At 45.6% G+C, this 21,406-nt stretch carries 15 protein-coding genes; 6 read left to right on the forward strand and 9 right to left on the reverse strand.

Translation table 11 applies throughout. The annotated features are described in order from the left end of the window. Together paaE and rpsT are read right to left on the reverse strand one after the other, a co-directional pair. Positions 1–1,068: a 1,2-phenylacetyl-CoA epoxidase subunit PaaE gene (paaE, locus tag A3EU_RS0103500; RefSeq protein WP_020534737.1), complete on the reverse strand. Its 1,068-nt coding sequence runs from the start codon at positions 1,066–1,068 to the stop codon at positions 1–3. Between the two features lie 141 nt (positions 1,069–1,209). Then, positions 1,210–1,464, reverse strand: a complete 255-nt coding sequence (rpsT, locus tag A3EU_RS0103505; protein WP_020534738.1) for a 30S ribosomal protein S20 — start codon at positions 1,462–1,464, stop codon at positions 1,210–1,212. 186 nt (positions 1,465–1,650) lie between these two features. On the opposite strand from rpsT, the gene A3EU_RS0103510 reads away from it, so the two are divergent. Beyond that, positions 1,651–2,376: a hypothetical protein gene (locus A3EU_RS0103510; protein WP_020534739.1), complete on the forward strand. Its 726-nt coding sequence runs from the start codon at positions 1,651–1,653 to the stop codon at positions 2,374–2,376. A gap of 48 nt (positions 2,377–2,424) precedes the next feature. Here A3EU_RS0103510 and A3EU_RS0103515 read toward each other — a convergent pair whose 3' ends face one another. Then, positions 2,425–5,343 (reverse strand): carbohydrate binding domain-containing protein, encoded by a 2,919-nt coding sequence (locus A3EU_RS0103515; protein WP_020534740.1) that lies wholly within the window; start codon positions 5,341–5,343, stop codon positions 2,425–2,427. A 108-nt stretch (positions 5,344–5,451) separates the two neighbouring features. On the opposite strand from A3EU_RS0103515, the gene A3EU_RS0103520 reads away from it, so the two are divergent. Next, positions 5,452–5,898: a DMT family transporter gene (locus A3EU_RS0103520; protein WP_026211204.1), complete on the forward strand. Its 447-nt coding sequence runs from the start codon at positions 5,452–5,454 to the stop codon at positions 5,896–5,898. Here the strand turns inward: A3EU_RS0103520 and A3EU_RS0103525 are convergent. Then, complete coding sequence (locus tag A3EU_RS0103525; protein WP_020534742.1) at positions 5,895–7,526, reverse strand: metallophosphoesterase family protein; 1,632 nt, start codon at positions 7,524–7,526, stop codon at positions 5,895–5,897. The two genes, A3EU_RS0103520 and A3EU_RS0103525, sit on opposite strands and share 4 nt — an antisense overlap. 179 nt (positions 7,527–7,705) lie before the next feature. Here A3EU_RS0103525 and A3EU_RS0103530 point away from each other — a divergent pair, with 179 nt between their 5' ends. Then, positions 7,706–9,598: a PA14 domain-containing protein gene (locus tag A3EU_RS0103530; protein ID WP_020534743.1), complete on the forward strand. Its 1,893-nt coding sequence runs from the start codon at positions 7,706–7,708 to the stop codon at positions 9,596–9,598. 97 nt (positions 9,599–9,695) lie between these two features. Continuing rightward, the gene (locus A3EU_RS0103535) at positions 9,696–11,660 is read left to right on the forward strand and encodes a T9SS C-terminal target domain-containing protein (RefSeq protein ID WP_020534744.1); all 1,965 of its coding nucleotides are present in this window, start codon (positions 9,696–9,698) and stop codon (positions 11,658–11,660) included. Between the two features lie 76 nt (positions 11,661–11,736). On the opposite strand, the gene A3EU_RS0103540 is transcribed toward A3EU_RS0103535, so the two are convergent. The 5 genes from A3EU_RS0103540 to A3EU_RS0103560 all read right to left on the reverse strand — a co-directional run bounded on the left by A3EU_RS0103540 (position 11,737) and on the right by A3EU_RS0103560 (position 19,849). Then, on the reverse strand, positions 11,737–13,200 hold the full coding sequence (locus A3EU_RS0103540; RefSeq protein WP_020534745.1) for a SusD/RagB family nutrient-binding outer membrane lipoprotein: 1,464 nt from the start codon (positions 13,198–13,200) through the stop codon (positions 11,737–11,739). Between the two features lie 78 nt (positions 13,201–13,278). Further along, on the reverse strand, positions 13,279–16,638 hold the full coding sequence (locus tag A3EU_RS0103545) for a SusC/RagA family TonB-linked outer membrane protein (protein ID WP_020534746.1): 3,360 nt from the start codon (positions 16,636–16,638) through the stop codon (positions 13,279–13,281). A 293-nt stretch (positions 16,639–16,931) separates the two neighbouring features. Continuing rightward, on the reverse strand, positions 16,932–17,504 hold the full coding sequence (locus A3EU_RS29265) for an HD domain-containing protein (RefSeq protein WP_020534747.1): 573 nt from the start codon (positions 17,502–17,504) through the stop codon (positions 16,932–16,934). 28 nt (positions 17,505–17,532) lie between these two features. Further along, positions 17,533–18,654: an Sb-PDE family phosphodiesterase gene (locus tag A3EU_RS0103555; protein ID WP_020534748.1), complete on the reverse strand. Its 1,122-nt coding sequence runs from the start codon at positions 18,652–18,654 to the stop codon at positions 17,533–17,535. A 46-nt stretch (positions 18,655–18,700) separates the two neighbouring features. Continuing rightward, positions 18,701–19,849: a TIGR03364 family FAD-dependent oxidoreductase gene (locus A3EU_RS0103560; protein ID WP_020534749.1), complete on the reverse strand. Its 1,149-nt coding sequence runs from the start codon at positions 19,847–19,849 to the stop codon at positions 18,701–18,703. Positions 19,850–20,036: 187 nt separating this feature from the next. Here A3EU_RS0103560 and A3EU_RS0103565 point away from each other — a divergent pair, with 187 nt between their 5' ends. Both A3EU_RS0103565 and A3EU_RS0103570 read left to right on the forward strand, forming a co-directional pair. Beyond that, the gene (locus A3EU_RS0103565) at positions 20,037–20,618 is read left to right on the forward strand and encodes a helix-turn-helix domain-containing protein (RefSeq protein ID WP_020534750.1); all 582 of its coding nucleotides are present in this window, start codon (positions 20,037–20,039) and stop codon (positions 20,616–20,618) included. 38 nt (positions 20,619–20,656) lie between these two features. Continuing rightward, positions 20,657–21,406: an HAD family hydrolase gene (locus A3EU_RS0103570; RefSeq protein ID WP_020534751.1), complete on the forward strand. Its 750-nt coding sequence runs from the start codon at positions 20,657–20,659 to the stop codon at positions 21,404–21,406.

Genomic DNA, 21,406 nt, shown 5'->3' on the forward strand with positions numbered 1-21,406 from the left:
TCAGGCGTCAAAATTAACGACGACTTTATCAGTGGTAGGGTGTGACTGACAGGTGAGGATAAATCCAGCGGCGACTTCGTCGGGTTCAAGGGCGTAATTGACATCCATCTCTACTTTTCCTTCTTCTACTTTGGCTCGACAGGTACAACATACTCCGCCTTTGCAGGCAAAGGGCAGGTCGGCGCCATTGCGGAGTGCTGCATCCAGGACACTCTCATTCTGATCATTCATAACAAAAGTAAAGGCATTGCCATCCAGCTGGATACTTACTTCGACAGCGTATTCACCGCTGACAGCAGTTCGTTCTTTTTTCTTACGCTTGCCGGTGTTGGTGCCGAATAACTCCAAGTGGATGTTTTCTCGGGCGACGCCTTGCTCACGCAATTCATCTCGAACACCAAGCGTCATTTCTTCAGGCCCACACAAGAAAAACTCGTCGACATCACCAACAGGAATAAGCTTCTCGGTGAAGGTCCGGCAACGATCACGATCAATACGTCCACTGAAGAGGTCGCTGCCCGTATGTTCTTTGCTTAGTAGGTAATAAACGCTAAGGCGCTGGAGGTATATGTTTTTAAGTGCTTCGATGGCTTCGCGGAAAATGATGGTCTCCGTGCGTTGGTTGCCGTAAAAAAGGGTGAAGCGACTATTGGGCTCTGTTTCCAGAATGGTTTTCATGATGGAAAAAACCGGTGTGATACCACTACCAGCGGCGAAGGCAGCGTAGTGTTTAGTTTGCTCGGAGTGCAGGGGCGTAAAAAAGCGCCCTTCGGGAGGCATTACTTCTAAAACATCTCCAACTTGTAGTTGCTGGTTAGCAAAAGTAGAAAATCGACCACCAGGGACTTCCTTAACCGCTACTCGCAACTCGTTGTCTAAAGGACTTACACAAATAGAGTAAGAGCGACGTACTTCTTCTCCCGCCAATTGCGCACGGAGCGTGATGTACTGCCCTTGCTTAAAAGCAAAGGTCTCTGCTAAAGACTCAGGGACAGTAAATGCTACAGAAACACAATCAACGGTTTCGCGGCGAATGTCTTTGACGGTAAGCGGATAGAATCTAGTCATACAATTGTATTGCGCAAAAAATAAATCGAGTGCTGTCTTTACGAATGAACGTTCGTTCGTAAAGGTAATAAAAAAATGCCTTGCACCTTTTAAAAAAGATGCAAGGCATGCCTAAAAAGAAAAGCACTGAATGCCTAAGGCTTAGCCCAGGCTATTAACATGCTTTGTTAAGCTGCTTTTCAGGTTGGATGCTTTGTTCGCATGCCAAGTGTTACGTTTTGCCAGACGGTCGATCATGCTCACAACCTTGGGGAGGAAGGTGCTTGCTTCGGTTGAATCTTCCATCTCACGTAGCTTGGAAATTGCTGAACGTGCAGATTTTTTGTAGTAACGATTTTCCAAACGCTTCTTTGCGTCTTGACGGATACGTTTCTTAGCTGATTTATGATGTGCCATACGCTTAATTGCGAATTTTAGTCTATGCTTTTATTTTTTCGGTTGGCAAAGGTAATATTATTCATCAGAAGATGAAAGACTTTTGACCTTTTTTTTCTAAAAACGTTAATGAGGGTAACATTTTGCGGCTTTACCGTATCTTACTGCTATAATTACACACCTTAATTGTAACGATTAATCAGCATTATGAGAAAAGCTATTCTTCCCACTTTCCTTTTTCTGTTTTTTACGACCATCGCTTCTGCACAAATATGGTTGGAACTGGGCCCTAAGGCGAGTTTTGGCCCAGCTGGCTACTACAACTCTACTTTAGCCAGTGATAATCAACATGACTATAGTCTTAATTTAGCCTATAGCTACGGAGGTACTGTCGGGCTAAACATTGGAGATCATCACGGGTTAAATTTTGAAATAATGAGAGCAACATTTTTTCAAAATATTACTTATCGCCCGAGTACAGACGAATCTTTTCGTAACAATCTAGAGTGGGAAGTGTACGATTACTATGGCCTTTATCGCTTTTACCCCCAATCAGGTGTGTATATAGAAGGTGGTGCCAAGTATACTTCTATAACAGAACTCACCCAAACTTCGGGCATCAAACCTGTGTCCGTAGAAGGGAAATATGAAGACAGTTACATCTCAGGTGTCTTGGGCCTTGGGGCTTTCCTTTCTGGATCAGAGGCAATGGTATTCAAAGCTGGTCTACGTGTAGAGTATGGCCTGACTGATTTTGTAACGCCACAAGGCATGACAAATGGTTACCCTTCGATTGATAGCAACCTTGCCGACCAAGGGAATACTGTTCCTTATCGCATCAGCTTTGGCTTGGAGCTCTCTTTTGGTGTGGGCGGCGTTGCCAAAGGAGCTTGTGGCCGTCGTGGATTTATGCTCGGAACACAATATCGGTAGGCTTAGCTATTTGACAAGCCTTTGTAATATCGTTTTAAATTCCCGAAGTTATTTGATGATCAATAGGGTATTATTTAGTCGTTGCCTATTTTCGTTTAGGAACACTAATTGGTAAGTGCCAGCTGTTAAGCCAGTGGTATCTAAGCGATAAAAAGGGGTATTGATTTCTTGTTGATTAACCAACTGCCCTAAGATGTTGAAAAGCAGTATAGTGCTTTTTTCTGGTCCTGTAATTTGCACAGGTTGTCCACTTAATACCGGATTAGGGTAGAAGTGAAATGGAGTTGGCTGGTCGCTTTCAAGAGTGCTGACTGGGCCAATAAAAGTATTAATGCCAAACCATAGGGTTTCGTATTGGTATTGATCTAAGAGAATAGGAAAATGGCCTTGACTATTTGGTAATACTAGGATAGAGTCCGTAGGTGTGGCATAAACATCTAAAGGGTAAAGTTTTATATAATCGGCATTTAATGCCATCTCTATTGCCACCTGTAGTGGTTTTTGTTCCGTCGGTGCGTTACCCCAATTGTTGTGAATGGTATTGGTGCCATTCCAAGTCATGTTTGTGTTTTGCTGGGCAGCAGTTAAGGTGATTAAAGATTTTTTAGCTTCAGGTAGTGGTTGATCATCAAGACTGATCCATTGCAAAGTCCCAAAGTCATTGCCAGAATTTATGGTCAAGGCATCCAATGTCATATCTGTGGCGGTAGAAAAGAAACCTGTAANACTACAAAATTTATCGGTATTGGTGGTTAATAGCCCTTCAGTAGTGTTCAGCGTTGTTTCTCCATTGAATGTTGTAAATACCTCTTCTGGAGGAGAAGGCCACTCCGTAAAATTACTGGTTTGTGGAGCGTCGTAACTACCCGTCTGTACGCCTGTTGTCAAAATTAACCTTTTGTCATAAGGTGTATAACGCCCCCAGCGGCCTTGATTGTCTACGATAGGAAACCTATGGATATCTTCTTCTTTGTAATTGGCCATTAAGGGTTGTTGTGCTTCCTGAAGGTACCCTCGTCGGTAAGCCATCGCGACCCCTGGAAATTGGGCCATTATGGAATGGTCACGGTGCAAGTCAAAGAAATTATTAACAAGATCGTTGTCTTGATTGCGCTCTCCGGCGTAAGTATAAAACATGATGCCATCTGCCCCCTGAAAGGCAGCATAGGCCAATATGCTATGGGGCATCTCAACGCGGTAGCGATTAGGAGCACCGTGGTTGTATTCGGAAAGTGTGAAAGGTTGATCGGTGCGTGCCAGTCCAGAAAAAGCATGGGTGATGGCTTCAAAGTTAGGGTCTAGCACCTGCGGTTGGTTGTTAATGAGCCAGTCGTAGCTATCCCAGGCAGTATTAGGAAAGTGAGGATGATCCCAGTAGCTATGATCATCCAAATAGTCGAGATCCAATTGATGTACCACATCGGCAGGACCAACTAGCGCATTGGTGCCGGTAATAGCAGCACTCACAAGCAACTGATCCGTGAGGTATTCTTTCATTTCACGGAAGTGCTCCGCTTGAAGAGCTACGTAAAAGCGGCTTAGGTCAGCTACCCTGGCAGGGGTGTAACTTAGGCGTTGGCTCCAAGGGATACGTTTGATGCTGGCGGTATTGAGGCTTTCGCCTGGTAGCAGGCCATCCACCGCTGGATTAGATAATGAGAAGTTATCAAACCAATAGGTGCCATTGCCACCAAGTGGGCTGATACTGAGTCGGCCAGCGGTAGTACTTTCAGAAGCTGTAAACAGTAAGCGGAATTCCTGCCACTGAGTGTTGGCCGTAAATGTTCGACCACTGTACCAGGTATAGGGGGCATCATCACGAAGGAAGGAAATGGAAAAATCCCGTTCGGTGTCAGTCCGTGCCCAAAACCGCAATTCATAGGTAGAGTCGCGTTGGAAGTTGAGGTCGTTTTGCTTGAACTGTATATGCCATTCTGTTCCCGTCGCCTGTGTAACCTGTAAAGCAACACATTGATTACCTGATTGAGGATTGGTATTGTCGAGAGTAATATTAGCTTGTGCAATGTCATGGGTTTCCAATAACCAAGGGGCTTGTAATAGTCCCTCTTCGAGGTCGGGGTTGGTGAGGTTTTCCTCGGTGCCAGCGGGGATGGTTCCGTTGTTCCAACTGGCTGCTAGGCTTTCATCATCGGCATATTCTTGTCCTAAGAAGGTATGCCAACGGTCATTGAGCATTTCATGATGATAGACCGTCAGTCGGCCTCCTTGGTTAAAAGGGCGCAAGGCGTTGCTTTTCCACCAGCCGTAGATGCTATTTTCGTTGTTCATCTCTACCATTACTACGACAGGATCTAGTGCAAGTGTTATTCCAGTGTAGGGGTTGACTTGGGCCAGTAATTCATTAGCATATTCTTTTTGTAGAGCTTGTAGCTGAGGGTCGTATAGCGTGACTACTTTACCAAAGTCAGCGATTGAATCAGCGAGGGGGACACCGTCGTTTAACCGAAAAGTACGCGTAACATGGAGGTTTAAATTGACATAGACGCCTTCTTGTTTGAGGCGAGAAATGAAATAGTTGAGGCGATCCATGCTTACAGGGTCAATTTGGAGGGTATTGTCTTGGCTATTGAGGAAGATTGTACCCTCATTACCTGCCCATGCGGGGTTGTCAAGGTGATGAAAACGGACAAGGTTGATCCCCATCTTTCTAAGGCGTCGAGCGATGGTTTCTGCCTCGGTATGGGTAGGGAAACAAGCTGAAGACGTGATATTGACACCCCAAAAACGGATGGCTTCACCTTGGCGCACGAATTGCCTACCCTCAGGTACTACTCTTTTCGCTTCTGTTATAGGGCTGGCAGGGAATGCCGGTAGAAATACAGAAGAGGTATTGTCATCGACAGGCAATGCAAAAGGAAAGCCATTCGAGAAGTTTTGACCAAAGAGGAGCGAGCTAAATACAAGGGCAAATAGGGATAGCTGTATGCGGAAATGAATGGTCATCATGGGGAAGTTATTTGCAAACTACATGGGCTGAAAAAGCAACGAAGTTATAAAATGAAGAAGACTAATCCTAGAGGCTCTTCCTATTAGGTGTTTGCTATCTTTGCCTTCATGAAAGCAGCACTGTTTATTGTTCTGGCTGTACTTGCCGGTGTAGTTTTACCCATACAAGCCGCCATTAATACCAAGCTGGGCAAATCCGTTGGAGACCCCCTTTATGGTACTTTCCTCTCCTTCATTGTGGGTATGGCTGGATTATTCCTATATCTTATTGTTGGGCGGGTAGATTTTGCCCAGATTCAAAATACCCAATCCGAGCACTGGTCGATTTGGGTCGGGGGGCTACTAGGTGCTTTCTACGTTGCATCACTGATTATTTTAACGCCGCGTTTAGGTGTGGCTGTAACCCTTGGGCTCACCGTCGCAGGACAGATGGCTTTCTCGCTGGTGATGGACCACTACGGTTGGTTGGGGGTTCCTGTTCAGGAAATCAATTGGTGGCGTATCCTCGGTATCAGCCTAATTGTAGGTGGGGTGTGGCTGATTCAGGCGAATTAGTTTTTTATAAAAATGTGTTCGTCTAAGATGTTGTTATTCAGGCCGATTGCCTGGAAGTTTATCTTTTGTCCATCTATCTCGAAAAGGCCGTAGTGATGTGCTTTGATGATGGTGTCCATCTGCGGGTAATCGGAAGATTGAGGAGGTTCTAGCCCTCCTCCTGCACCACCCATGATGAGGAAGTGGGTAGTTTGTTTATCGAAATTTTTCGATAAACGCTCATAACAATGGCTATGGCCGGAAAGTACAAAGTCGATTTTAGCAGTAGCAGCCTTTTCTTCGATCAAGTCCCTTATGAATTCATCACCGTGATAGCCTGGCCACCCTTGTGAGTAAGGCGGTTGATGAAGTAGTAAGAATCGCCAATCGGCAGCTTGCCATGCAGGAGATGTAAGTTGCTCTTCCAGCCAACGCAGCTGTTTGCCATTGATTCCCAGTGGGAAGCTCTCGTTGGGATCAAGTGCTATGAAATAACAGTTTTTATAAGCCCAGGAAAAGTAAGTATCCTCTCGGATATACTGTTGATACAGCACGGGGCGTAAGTCGTCGTATTGCCCGTCATAATCGTGGTTGCCAATGACGGGGAATACGGGGTGTTGCTCAGCAACAGGGTGTAGGGCATGGAGGAAATTCAGCCATTGTATATGTTGTGAACCATCGGCAACGAGGTCTCCCAGGCCAATACTGAAATCAGCAGCTGTGGTTTGCATGCTTTGGGTTAGTTGTTTAAAAATTGGCCACCCGCCTTGGCTATCCCCCCAAGCGGTAAAGGAGAAAGTTTCTTTTTGTGGAGCTGTTTGTAACTGGTATATCACACTCTGGAAATTTCCTTGTCGGAATTGATAATAGTAAGTCGTTGCAGGAAGAAGGCTCTTAAGTTGAAAGTTGAATATCCGGCCTGTTTGTGTATCTACCGTGAGACGGTTGTCTAGAGCTTCCCTATGGAGCCCAAAAACAAGTGAGGGAGGGGCAGAAGAGGTGGAAACAACCTTTAGAAGATATTCTCCGGGGACTTGTTCTTGAAGATAGGGCTTCGCCAAGAGCATTGGTTTTGCCGCGTTGTTGAATAGCGGATAGCTGGCATCTGGCGCAGCATAATCTTTGTGTCCAAAATAAGTAAGCCCTTCGTTTAATGGGAATAATTCCGCTTTTCGTAATCCACCTTCGAGTGCATTATTGAGTACCCGGATGATGAGGTCAGTAGAGTCGCTAGTTGCTGAGAGGGTAAAGGCATTGGGAAGAGATTGTGGGACTTGTACGCCTTGGTAAAATACCTGAGCACCATCATCGGCATTCACAACGAGGAGTATTGCAGAGTCAAGCAAGATGCGGGTTTTATACCACATTGAGCGATTGGGGTAGCTGATGCGATGGGGGAGGTTTACAAGGCTATCCTGGCTAGGAAAATCCTTAGCTGTAGCAAGAAAATATTCTGGTAGCTGACCAAGTGAAAACTGCCATGTTATTAACGGTTCGGCTATAGGTGGCTGTTCTCCTTGCCATTTTTGGAGTACTGCTTTTTGGCTTTCTGAAAGAAAAACGGCTGGTGTATAGACCTCAAAAGGTTGGCGTTCCTTTTCGCAACTCGCGCCAATGATAAATAGGGTAAGGAAAACAACTAATCGCATGATTTTAGGAGGTAGTTCATTGGCTGAAAATAAAAGTTAAAACTTTGACAAATGAATACGTGAAGAGATTTAATACAAACTTATCGATGCTTTACACAAGCTTCATTTTTTGTTTACTTTGTCTTTAGGGCGGTGTGGTACTTTTGGGAAATTTAGCGAAAAACCAAACCATCTTACTTATGCGTTGCCTATTTGTCTTTCTTGCACTTTCCGTAATTTTTTGTTGCACTTTGCAAGCCCAACAAGATTCCTTTTTGGTAAAGCCCTATTTGCAGTTTGCTACTCAAACAAGCATCAATGTTTTATGGGAAACAACGGCAGAAGCTACCTCGGTAGTGGAATATGGAAAGGCATTAGAAAATGCAAAAGAACCGAACCTGTCACAAAAAGTAAGTTTGGAAGGAACGCGCTTTTTACATGAGGTCGCTTTGCAAGGTTTAGCGTTAGGAACGAAGTACTTGTATCGGGTCAGAACAATCACGCTGGCGGGACAAGAAATTGTTAGTCCGGTATATACCTTTAATACGGCGGTTGATGAGGATGCTGCCTTCTTTTTTGCCTTGATTGGTGATTCACAGTTTAATACCAAGACGCCCCAAGCTTGGGGTGAAGTTGCTCAACGCGTATGGGAAGATCGCCCCCATTTTATCCTTCATGCTGGTGATTTGGTGGATATTGGTACCAAAAAAACGGACTGGACAGAGCATTTCTTTCCAAACGGGCATATTATCATGAGTCGTTTTCCAATGTATACTGTTTTGGGTAACCACGAACAAGATGCTCAATTGTATTACGACTATATGGTCAATCCTGCGCCGGAATACTATTACACTTTCCGCTATGGCAATGCACAGTTTTTTATGATTGATACCAACCGGGATGTTTTTGAAGGATCAGAACAGTATGATTGGTTGGAATGGGAATTGGCACAATCTGATGCAAAGTGGAAATTTGTAGTACATCACCACCCGCCCTATTCTTCTGAAGAGAATGATCATGGAGATACTTCTATCGGTGCGTCTACTTTCCAAACACAGTCTCGAAATTTGGTGCCTCTTTACGAAGCTTATGGGGTAGATTTTTGTCTTTTTGGGCACACCCACCTCTATGAGCGTACCTGGCCGATCCTCAAGAATGCGGTCAATCAGGAAAATGGCGTGGTTTATATCAATTCCGGAGGAGCTGGTGGAGGGCTCGAAGATTTTGATCCTGTGCGTTCCTGGTTTACCCAAGAGCTACAGGTACAGCACCATTACTGCACTTTTGCTATCCATGAGGGAACGTTGATTTTTAAAGCAATCGACGAAAAAGGTCGTCTTTTTGATACTTTTCAGATGACAAAAAAGGAGGAAGGCCAAGGCGTAGGAATGATGCAACAACCGCCTGCTCCTCATTTTACGATAGATCGTCTCATTTTTGAGGAAAATACCACCGTGGGGCTGGAAGCTTTGCAGCCGGATCACAAAATTGTTTACACGACAGATGGCAGTGAACCAAGCCTACAATCAACAGTTTACACAAGCCCGTTGAAAATAGAAAATAGTCTTACGCTAAAGGTTCGTGCTTATACTATGGGTGGCCACGCTAGCCGGGTTGTAGAACGGACGTTTCAGCAGATGACACCTTGGCCGGCAGTAAAGGTTAGAAAAATAGCACCAGGGCTGAACTACGATTACTACGAAGGAGCCTGGGATTATTTACCAGATTTTTCTGAACTGTCGCCTATTCGTTCTGGTGTTATGTCTTCGGTGAATGAAGAGAATGCTTCTCCTCGTAAAGATCACTTCGCCTTGGTACTCAATGGTTATGTTGATTTGCCAGAAGGGACAACCTATACCTTTTTTACTCGTTCAGATGACGGCTCGAAATTGTACATTGATGATCAATTGGTCGTAAACAATGACGGTAATCACGGCGCCTTTTATCGCTATGGAACCACGATTTTAGCCGCAGGGAAGCACAAGCTGAGAATTGAATATTTCGAAGGAAGCGGTTCGCAAATGCTACGGGCTGGTTTAGTCGATCCCGTTTTAGGAAAAGTACCTTTCCATCCTGGGCAATTGAGTCACTAAATTGTATTGAAGGTATAAGTCGGGTAAAGAACAGTAATAGTGTTGGATTCAGGTTATATTTGGATAAACCCCCAAATAGAACTTAGGCCTGATCACAATGCTATTACGACCATTTTTTTACTTTTTATTATTGTTTGCTGCTTCACTACCTGCACAGACGCCCTTTACCTGCGACGGACGGATGTATCGGGTCGTTGAGGAGCAGGGTGGTTCTACGTTTCAAGAGATCACGATTGATCTAGTGGCGGGAACAAGCACTTTTACGGATCGCCATTTTTTTGGTGGCTCCCGAATTAACGGTATCGCCTATCGACCTGCCGACAACCTTATTTACGGGGTGTTGCTGGGCGATCCTTATGTGCTTTGCCGTATTGATGCTGATTTTCAGTTGGAGAGTTTGCGAGCATTGGATTTGCCTGCTGATATGCTCTTTGTTTCCGGCGATGTTTCTCCCGATGAGCGCTACTTAGTGCTCCTTGGGTTCAGGCCCGAAAACAATGATAATCTTCTGGCGCTGATTGATCTTTCACGGCCTGATTATCCGATGACCATTATTCCTTTGGCTAAAAACAACCCGACAGCGGCCTTGTATTGTGCCGATATAGCTTTTCATCCAACATTGGATCTTCTTTTTGGCTTCGAGCACAGTGAAGGCCGGCTTATTACCATTGATTTGGCCAACGGCCTGGTTGATAATACTAGTTATCCTGTTGTCCCGGAAATCCAAGGCAATATGCCCTCGTTGTTTTTTAATGCCTACGGAGAACTATTTGGTATAGGTGCTGCGCTGGACGTTTTTACCAACCGAAACCTTTATCACTTTAATACGGTTGATGGCAGTGCCGTTCTTTTTGATGAATTAGGGTTTGAACGCAACCAGGATGCCTGTTCCTGTCCTTTTAAAGTAGAGGTGCTCAATCGAGTATCCAACCGGCAAGCTTATCCCTGTACGCGCTTGGAATTTGAATTCACCCTGCTCAATCGAACGGATCGCGAGCAAGAGGGCTTGAGTTTTCGAGATACCTTTCCGGAAGGGACGTTAATTCAATCTATAGGTGCTTTACCCTTTGCGGGGAATGTTGTCAGCGGGGTAGGTAGTAATATCCTCGCTATTGAGAATATACGTTTGCCATTGGGGGCCTATTCTTTTATGTTAGATCTCGCCATTCTGGAAACAGCTGCTCCCCAACTTGTCTTCAATTATGCTTACCTGGATAATGTGATTATTGATAATGCGATAAGTACGACCCTTGTTTTTTCTGATGATCCGGAAACACCAGCTAATGATGATCCGACGGCTTTTGAAATCAAAGAGCTAGCTATTGATTTTGCCAAAATCAACCCTTACTTGTGTTTTGAAGATACGCTCTTACTCAGCACCGGTATTGACAATGCCTCTTTTTATCAATGGAGTACAGGAGTAACCGGCCCTGATATTATTGTAACCCAACCAGGTACTTACGCTGTGACGGTGCAGACGCCTTGTGCTGAAGTCAATGCTGCCATTGTGATCGTTCAAGATGACCTAAGTGTAACGATTGGAAATGATCGTACGATCGAGCGCGGCGAAGAAATTACCTGGACACCAACGATAAATAGCTTGGTTCCTATTCAGCTTTACCTTTGGCATGAAGCTCCTGTTTCTACGTTGAGTTGTATCACCTGTGAAATGCCTTTAAGTAGGCCGTTGGTTGATAGCCACTATAAATTGTTGGTAGAAAATGCCAATGGCTGTATAGCAATGGCCGATGCTCAGGTGAAGATTCTTGGGCCGCAGGTTTATGCACCGAATATTTTCAGCCCTAACAGGGACGGAATCAATGATTATTTTTACTTACAAAGCCCGCAGGATTATAAAATTCGCCGCCTACAAATCTTTGATCGCTGGGGAGGGATGCAGTACGAACAAGTGGGTATTCTTAGTAATCAAGCTTTAATAGGCTGGGATGGAACAGCAAATGGACGCTCTTTAGGGGCAGGAGTTTTCGTCTGGCAGGCCGAACTGGAAGGACAGGACGGCGAGCGCTTCTTTTTGAGTGGAGATATTACTTTGATACGATAAAAAAGTGGCCGAAGACATTGTCTCCGACCACATGGTAATTGTTTTGTTTTGATTATTTCAAACTACATACTTGCTCTTAGTTGTTCTCCCACCAAACCGGGGTAGTGATTTCGTCAGCTCCCTGGTTACTAATAGCCGCTTGGTAGCTAGCAGCATTCAGTGCTTGCTCCTTAGAAGGATATTCAAAACGACTAGGGTATTCATTGTAGAAAGCATCTGGCCCCGGCTGGATGGTCGTAGGGAAGCCAGTACGCTTAAATTCGATAAATCCTTGGTAGTCGATATAAAATAGAGCAACATATTTTTGCTTAGCAATGGTCTCTAGTTGGTCATCGTAAGCACCTAAGTTGGTTAGGTAGTCGCTTGGCATCGTTACGTTCCAGTATTCGAAATTACTACTTACACCCTGGTCGTAAAAGCCTTGTGCATCAGCACTGATCCAGCCGCGTTGAGCAGCCTCAGCAAAGATGAACGCTACTTCAGAGAAGGTCATCAAGCGGCCTTGGTTAGCATTGGCTTGGAAGTGAAAGAAGTCGATACTGAATTTTGATAAAAATGCATCGCCTCCTTTATATTCGTAAGCAGGACCGTCAACGATACCGTTCTGCATCCCGGAAATTTCTGGTGTGCCAAGGGTTACAGAGTTGGCTGTAGGGTCGGCAAAGAACTCCAAGCGAGGGTCATCGTAATCTCTCAATACACCTTCCAAGGTCTCAGAAATCCGGTATTCGTTAAAAGAACCTACTCGGTAACGCGCTTCCTCAGAGATAGGGTGGGCGTTAGGGTAGGCTCCTAAGTACTCGAGTACAGCATTATCCTCGTTAGAAGTCATAACGGGGTACTTTTCAGAATCCGTATAGATCTTGCTGATCTCTGTGCGGCTCTGGTTTTCGTCTACATTGCTCAAGCGAAGAGCTACACGCAGGTGTAATGCATTCGCAAATTTTCGCCACTTCTCAAGGTCTCCATCAAAAACGATGTCACCTTTGATAGCAGGAAGGTTGTCTGCACTAAGAAGTGTATTGGCTTCCTCCAAAGTTGCTAGTAGGCCATTGTAAACTTCTTCCTGGCTGTCGTAAGCTGGCGTGTAAATCGCCTCCTCGTCGAAAGCACGGGTAGCTTCAGTGTAAGGAATATCTCCCCACATATCAGTAAGGATGTGACACATCCACGATTGCATAATCAATGATACTGCTTCATAACTAGGAAGGTTGCTTTCTATAGCAATCTGTTCCAAAGCTTTAGCGTCACGTACAGAAAGGTAAAGGCGATCCCATTCACCAGACTGGTCACCCCAGTCGAAAAGATCAAAAGAAGTGAAAACGATACGGGCACCGTACTGGGCCATTAGGTTACCTTCACTCCAGGCAGCACCTACCATTCTATTAACAGCGTCACGTTGTACGCCTGTTAATAATAGTTCCGGGTTGTTGTTGATAGAAGAGGCTACGTCTGGATTAACGTTGCTTACTTCAAAGCTGTCACAGGCTGTAAATAAAAACAGCAAGGCAGCAAATAGAATGAAAAACGTATTTTTCATGATGTTGTATTTTGTACATCCTGCTGGGCAATAGCGTTAATACTGACTGACCAGCAGGATGTGAAAAGCGAAAGAAGTTTAGAATTCGATGTCTAAAGAGAAGCCAAGACTACGAGTAGAAGGCACTGTAGCATTTTCAACACCAGGCACATAACTACCACCTCCAAAAGACAATAGCTCAGGGTCACCATGATTGTAATCTTTAGCCCACAGCCAAATGTTATTGCCAATCAAAGAAATCTTTGCTTTGCGAATGAAGGTGTTGTCCAGCAAGCTGGTGGGTAGGCTATAGCTTAGGCTGGCCTGGCGTAACTTGATGAAGGTAGCATCGTAGATACCTTCCGTATCATTGTCACGACGGTAGCGGTTGTTGTGGTAAGCGTTAGCAGGAACGATTACGTCATTAGCTACGTAGCTTACGTTGCCGTTGTCATCAGTAACTGCTCTTACGCCTTGTCCAATGATACCATCTGTACGGGTTTCACCAGTAGACTCGTCGATGTAGGTAAGGCCTGAATCATAAATGCCATCATGAGCACCACCAAACTCAGCATCACGTCCCCATAGGGTCTCAACAACATTACCAGAAGTTGCAGCGATCAGGCGTGTACGAGAAAGTAGCTCGCCACCCTGGCGCCAGTCAAAGAGGAAGTTGAGTGAAAATCCTTTGTAAGAAAATTCATTCGACCACCCTAGGTTGAAATCTGGGTTGAAATTGCCTACTTTGCGTAGCGTATTGTCTTGTTGTACCAAGCCGTTGTTGAAGATCACTTCGCCGAAGAATGGGCTATTAGGGTCATCTACCGTCTTGAGGCCGGTGCCCCACATGTCGCCTAAAGAGCCTCCTTTTTCAGCAATAAGTGTAATGCCGTTACCGCCGTATACGTACTGGTCAACGCCGTTAGGGAGTTCCAATACTTCGTTGGTGTTACGTGAAAAGTTAAAGAAGGTGTTCCAGTTAAGGCCGTTTTTAGACTTTACTGGAGTAGCGCTGATCAATACTTCAATTCCTCGGTTTTCGATCTTACCAGCGTTAATGACGCGAGAAGTTTTACCCGAAGAAGCAGGCAATTCGATAGCCAAAATCTGGTTTTCAGAAATACTGTTGTAGTAAGTAACATCAACACCCAAGCGGCTACGGAAGAAGCGGACGTCAGCACCGACTTCGTAAGAGGTCTGCTGCTCTGGCTTCAGGTCAGTAGGAGGCAATACGTTCGTTGGCGAAGCAATAGCATTGCTGCCCCAAGGGGTGTCACTGAATACAAAAAAGTCATTCAGGCGGTAAGGATCGGTGTCGCTACCTACTTGCGCCCAACCAAGACGCAGCTTGGCAAAAGACAAAGCACTTGCTGAAGGCAGGTCCAACATCTCACTGATCACTGCGCTCAGCGATACAGATGGGTAGAAGTAAGAGTTGTTGCTTTGTGGGAGCGTAGACGACCAGTCATTACGACCAGTAACATCAAGGTAAAGACGGTTTCTCCAACCCACTTGGCCGAAAGCGTAAAGCGAGTTGATCTGACGCTCAGGGCGATCAATCGCCTGGATGAGTGGGCCGTCTGCGTTAGATAGCGAGTATACACCAGGGATCAAAAGCGCGTTAGCGGCAATTGCGCTAAAATGATTGCGCTGGACCATCCGGTTGCCACCAGCATTGAGGCTGATGTCCCAATCTTCGTTTAAGCTTTTGCTGTAGTTCAGCAAGAAGTCGATGTTGGTCTCGTTGAAGTTGATCTTGTCTTCACGGTATTGCCCGTTCGGGAAACGCTGCGTAGAATAAGCACGCTTGATAAAGCGGTACTCAGAGAAAAAGTCACGACCGCCACGAACCATAAAATTCAGATCGTCAGTGATTTTGTACTTCGCAGAAATGTTACCAATTAGTCGATCCTTGGCTACACCATTGGTATTTTCATACATGGTGAAGTAAGGGNTGTCGTGGTAATTGTAGTTGTAGTTATACTGCTGAAAGCCTTCAAGGCCGTCCTGCCAGTAATCGCGTAGGCCGTTTACGTCTACTTGCTGTCCCCACCAAATGAAGAGGTACATTACGGATTCAGTACCATAACCGTTTACTGCACGGTTGTCACTGTCTGTACGGATGTAGTTAGTATTGGCGGAAACCGTCAAGCGATCCGACAAGTTGTAATCCGCCGAGAAGGATACAGTATTACGGCGCAAGTCCGTATTAGGAAGCATTCCTTTGTTATCCAGGTTGGTGTAAGATACACGGAAGTTGCCGCGATCATTAGAGCCGAAAAACGAGAAATTGTTGATCGTTGTATGGCCTGTTTCCAAGAAATTCTCTACTGGGTCACCTGGATCGGTGAAAGGTGTAGGGGTGATTGCACCGCGACGGTCAAGGTCAAGGCCACTGGCACCCAATACGAAGTCGAGTCCATGAACGTCTCCACCGCGTAGGCCATTTGCCGTAGGCGAGTCGTGCTGTGGACGAAGGGTTCCATCTAGGCGTGGGCCCCAGCTTTCGTCTACACCATCAAAAGTACCGTTGCCGTAACCGTCAACAAATGCGAAGTCGAAGTTTTTACCCTGGCCGTATACACGTTGGTATTCCGGGCCGGCAAGCATGGTTTCGAAGGTGGTTTTTGAATTAACAGAAACACCTATTCCTTTACGATTTTTACCAGATTTAGTGGTGATAATAATAGCTCCGTTAGCTGCACGTGAGCCATAAAGTGCAGTGGCGTTTGCTCCCTTTAATACAGAAATTGACTCAATATCATCAGGGTTGATTTCACCTGCACCATTACCATAGTCAATGTTCATATTGGAGGCAATACCACTGGTGTTGGTTCTGGTGTCAGTTGTATTGTTAATCGGGGTACCGTCTACCACAAAAAGCGGTTGGTTGTCTCCACCCAAAGAGGAATAACCACGGATTACTACACTGGCCGATTGTCCGGCACCGGTTCCGTTGGTCACAACTTGTACTCCTGCTGCACGACCTGACAAGGTGCTCACGAGGTTGGCCCCATTGGCTGCGCTAATGTCTTCTCCATTAACTTCTTGTACGGCGTAACCGAGTGACTTTTCTTCTCGGGCAATACCCAGTGCAGTAACGGTCACCTCGTCCAAGCCAATACCTTCACTAAGGCTTAGATTGATTTCTTTCTGACCATTAACGGCAATTTCCTGAGTAGCATAACCCACGAAAGAAAAAAGAAGTACTGCGTCTTCTGCTGGTACTTCTATTTCATACTTTCCGTCAAAGTCTGTAATGGTTCCTGTAGGAGCTCCTTTGACGATGATGTTGACACCGATTAAAGGAGTTTCAGTGCCTTCTTCCAGTACCGTTCCGCTAACGGTAGTCTGCCCGATAAGGGCAACTGAAAATAGGCTAAAAAAAACAAAAAAGGCGAGTGGCTGCCACTTCCGGGAATAGAAGTGACACGCTTGCACATGTAGAGCAAGTTTCATAATTTAGTGGTTTAAGCATGTAAAAATGTGGAGAGCTTTGGGTGATGGCCGTCACCCAGGCTCTTTTTTGTTTCCTAGTCTTTCGATTAAGATTTAGCAAAGTTGCTAACAAACTAAGGCTCCTGCAAAAGTTTACAATTAAGTATGAGTTAAGAAATCCTTAGGTCAGTGTAAAAACAGTTAACTTCTGATTTTCAAATAGTTGCATGACCTATAGAGGCTTCTTATGTTGACAAATAAGAAACTTTTTTATTGGTATGTGTTACCAATTAGTGGTACCTGTAGCTTGGCCTTTATTGATAGCGTTTAGCGTCAAGCAAGAGTGTCGCCAGATAGTCCCAGTCTGCTGGCTTGATCGTAAAAGTGGTGTCCTTGGCTTGTTCATCAATTTTCCGAAGAACAATTGAATCCGCAAAAAAAGGAGAGGCTTCAAAGTCTTTTGCTTCCCGTATTTGCATCGGGCCACCCTGATAGCGAAGGGTTTCTTTGCTGGCTTCGGAAAGGGTATCGTAATAAGCAGTATCCGCGAAGCAGAGGTAGCGTTTGGCATCTACGTGATTTCGGATAGTCGTCAGCAGCCGCTCACGGAAGCCTAGTTGACGAAGGAATTCCTCCCCGATTCGGTCGTGGGCTTCGGCACCAAAGTCACCCATGCTCCGATTTTTTTGCTCCTCGGTAGCCGTTAGCAGGTGTCCGATGTCGTGCAAAAATGCCGCCAAAATAAGTTCCTCATCCAATCCTTGCGCTTGTGCGATTAATCCAGCTTGGATAGCGTGTGAATTTTGCGTGATTTGTTCACCATAAGCAGCTTCACCATGTTGTTGAAACAGCTCTAGAATAAGGTCTCTTTTTTCTTCGATAGTCATGACCGGATGCTGATTAAATGAGGGGAAGTTAGTCTACCGTTACCGGAATGGTTATAGACGGATGTACTCTGGGAGCAGTTATGGCATTCATCACTTCAAAATGGAGCTCTAGTTGTTTGAGTTGCTCCAGGGTTTTTACAGAAAAGGTCGTAGTAGTATTGGGGTGCAGGGTGATGAGGCCGGCATTGTCGTGAAAGTTGTAGAAGTCCTGGGTAGCCAGCAGGTATTCCACATCACTGTCGTTGTAAATAGTGACATCCAGCACCGAGGAGATTCCCTGATAAGCGGCTTTAGAAACACGAAGGCTACTATTGATTAAGGGTAGAAGATGTTCACGATAACCAATGAGAGTATTCCTGAACCAAACCACAGTTCGACCGGCAAACAAGGCCTCTTTCAGTGCTTCCGGGGTGCGTTCCGGGGCAAAGATCAAAGTGACAGGGCGGTGGCCTCCGTGGGGAATTTCGTATTGCCAGTCTACTAGTCCGTGAATGTCTGAAGTGCCCATGATGGTCAGGCCATGATCGATAGCGATCTGCAATGCTTCGTCGCTAAAGGTGAGATCGTTTACGACTTCTATTCCATGGAGTAGTTTTTGGTCAATCAAATAGCGGTGAAAATCATTGAGAAAAGCTACGCCGTCTCTTCGTTGAGCAATCCAATTGGGGTGGTTGGAAAAGACAAATGCCCCCTGGCGGTTGGCTTCGATAAAGACCTCAAGGGAATCTTCGATCAAGAGTTTATTGGCATCTTCGATAAAAATGGCGTTGGTATGCCCCGGCGGCATCTTGCGAGTGATCTCGGCACCGGGAATAACCAGTAAATTATAAGGTCGCGCATATTGCTCTGCTAGTTCGTAAGCCCGATTGCGATCAGGGTGAGGGAGGTCTTCGCTGTGAGGTTGGTATTCAAGGTGTTCTGTTAAAGAAATAACGTCGACACTATCGCGGAGTGCTTCCTGGATGCGGATGTCAGGCCATACGCTACCATCTGAAAATACGGTGTGCTGGTGGAAGTCGGAAACGATGGTCAGATAGCCTGGTACATCCGGAAAATGAATGGCCCGCTGATGGGCATGGTCGGCGGTAGATTGCGCAAAGCTGGTACTGAGGTAGCAAAGGTAAAGAAGGAGTAGAGTGGAAGATTTCATGAATACTGGTTTTAAGCTGCCTTTCGGCAAAACGTAGAAAGGTAAGTTAAGCGCCTGTTAGGCGTTTTTCTTCAAGAATAACTTCTTCAGCAAGCCCGAAGGAAAGGGTCATGCCCGCTCCACCAAGGCCCGTTACAATGGTGACACCTGGTTCGGGGTGGAGGATCAGCTCGGTTGCGCCATTCATCATTTTGGCATAAACACCGTGCCAGTATTCGGCAATATGTAGATCGGGTGCTTTGGCAAAACGGTGGAGGTAATCGAGGATGAGTTGATTGATCTCTTGTTTGTCGAAAGGGTTAGGGGTGTAATCGTATTCATGGCTATCACCAATGGTGAGCTCCCCCAAGGCTGTTTGTGATACCATTACATGAATACCATACTGATTGTAAGCAGGCAGTTCGTTGGCAATCCGTGCTTTAAGTGCCGGTAGGTGTTTGCATTGAGCAAAAGCAGCATAGTGTTGGAGCGTTAGTCCGGCAGCTAAATTTGCGCCTAGTTGCCAATTGTTGGGCTGTGGAGCTGTTCGCATCATCTGAAGTTTGCAACGTTGCAATGGTGCTTGAGCCAGAAGTTCTGGATAGAGAGTAGAAAGGTCATCTCCTCCGGCAACGATGATGCGATCAGCCGTCCATGATTTTTTGGCAGTTTGTAGTTTCGGGTAGTTGATTTCCTTTATGGTGTGCCGGTAGTAGAGGTCTACGCCAAGTTGTTCGGCTAGGTAAGCGTGGATTTGGGTGATGGCCTGTCGAGGGTCGACGTTGACTTCTGTATCACTGTACATTGCGCCTAGTAGGCCTTCCGTTTTTACTCCAGGACTGTAGGCGGTTGTTTTTTCTGGCGAAAGTATTTCAATTTGGTAGCCTTGTGCACCAGCCAAGTCTGTAAATTCCGTGAGTACCTCCATCTCGTCTTGCTGGTAAGCGAGATGTAAAGACCCTGCTGCTGGTGCCCAAAATTTACTCTTTTCAGCGAGGTCTAGCCAATGTCGGCGGCTGCGCAAGGCCCGTTCCAGACGGTTGGGAGCTTGCCCGATGGGCCATACCATTCCAAAGTTGCGAATGGTTGCTCCTACAGGACGATCGTTGCGCTCGAAGAGGGCTACTTTCTGATTGGCTTTAGCAGCGTGATAGGCATGAGCAGTACCTATTATACCGCCTCCAATAACGGCGAGGTCGTAATGTGATGTTGACATTTAGAAGAAATGTGTTTACAAATAAGAAACTTTTCTTTCCGGCGGTGAAATTAATGACAATGTAAAAGAGGTGCTGTTTTTGTTGCGTTAATTGATGTTTAAGTTTTTGTAAAAGGAATTATTTGCTTATCTATTGTTGATTATTTATCAACTATGCTTTTACATTTGTAACCAAGATATTATAACAATGAGTGAACATTTACTGTCAGATATAGGCCACCGAATTCGCCAATTACGCAAGGAACAGGAAATGACTGTTGCTGGGTTAGCGGAGCAAGCAGGAGTAAGTAAAAGCCTCCTGTCTAAGATTGAAAATGGCCGTACGGTACCTTCTTTACCGGTGCTCTTGAATCTCATCAAGGCGCTGAATTTGTTGCCGGAAGTTTTTTTTCAAGGCCTGTCGTTCGAAGCTCCACAGAAATACATTCACCGTACGGCAGCAGAGCGCCAAAAAATAGAGAAAGAAGAAGAGGCTGTGGGGTTTCGCTATGAGCGAATGGTGGAACGAAGTTTCAGTGATTTCACCCTAGAGGCGGTGATGTTAGATATTGAGCCTGGTGCCAAACGCGCCATGGTAAGTACGGACGCCTGGGAATTCAAATTTGTGCTCCAAGGAGAATTACAGTACCAGATCGAAGAGGAAATTATTCCTTTGAAAAAAGGAGATGCCCTGCTCTATGATGGCCGTCGACTTCACGTGCCCCGCAACGAAGGAAAGGAAACTGCAAAAATGCTGGTGCTCTATTTGTATGATAAAACAACGGATTAATAAATAACCTATCCAATAATAAATAATCTTTTAATCACATGTTGACAAATGAAATTGAGATGGTCGTTTTCGATATGGCGGGAACGACCGTACGCGACCAATCTGAAGTAGAACATTGTTTTTACCAAGCAGCTGTAGAGACTGGCCTAGATGCTGATAAAGACCAGATCAAAGCCATGCAGGGCCTCCCTAAGTTGGAAGTTGTCCAAACCTTGTGGGCCGAAAAAATGGATGCGACCACCACCGCTTACCAGGAAAAAGTAACCACCACCTACGATCACTTTCGGCACGTTTTAGAGACGCATTACCAAACGGCGGAAGTCGTACCCACAGAGGGGGCACTCGCAACCTTTGCTTGGCTAAGGGAGCGAAACATTAAGATTGTCCTTACCACCGGGTTTTACCGCAAGGTGGCTAATATCATCCTTGATCGCCTAGGCTGGAATACGGAACTAGACGAAAATTTTAGGGCTATAAGCACCGATGCGATCATCGATTTCTCGCTGACACCTGATGAGACCGGCACTGGTCGTCCGCATCCTGCAATGATTTTGTACGCCATGGAAACCTTTGGCATTACTGATCCCAAACGGGTGGTGAAAATCGGCGATACGCCGGCAGACTTACAAGCGGGTGCTGCTGCTGGCGTGGGCCTCAACCTGGCGGTTACCAATGGTACACATACCGAGGAAGCACTAAAGGCTTATCCCCACGATATACTGTTGTCTTCCATGACACTGCTGCCTGAAACGATCACCAAGCATTCACCAGCAAGCGCCGCTAAATAA

Source organism: Lewinella cohaerens DSM 23179 (assembly GCF_000379805.1).
Taxonomy (GTDB): Bacteria; Bacteroidota; Bacteroidia; order Chitinophagales; family Saprospiraceae; genus Lewinella; species Lewinella cohaerens.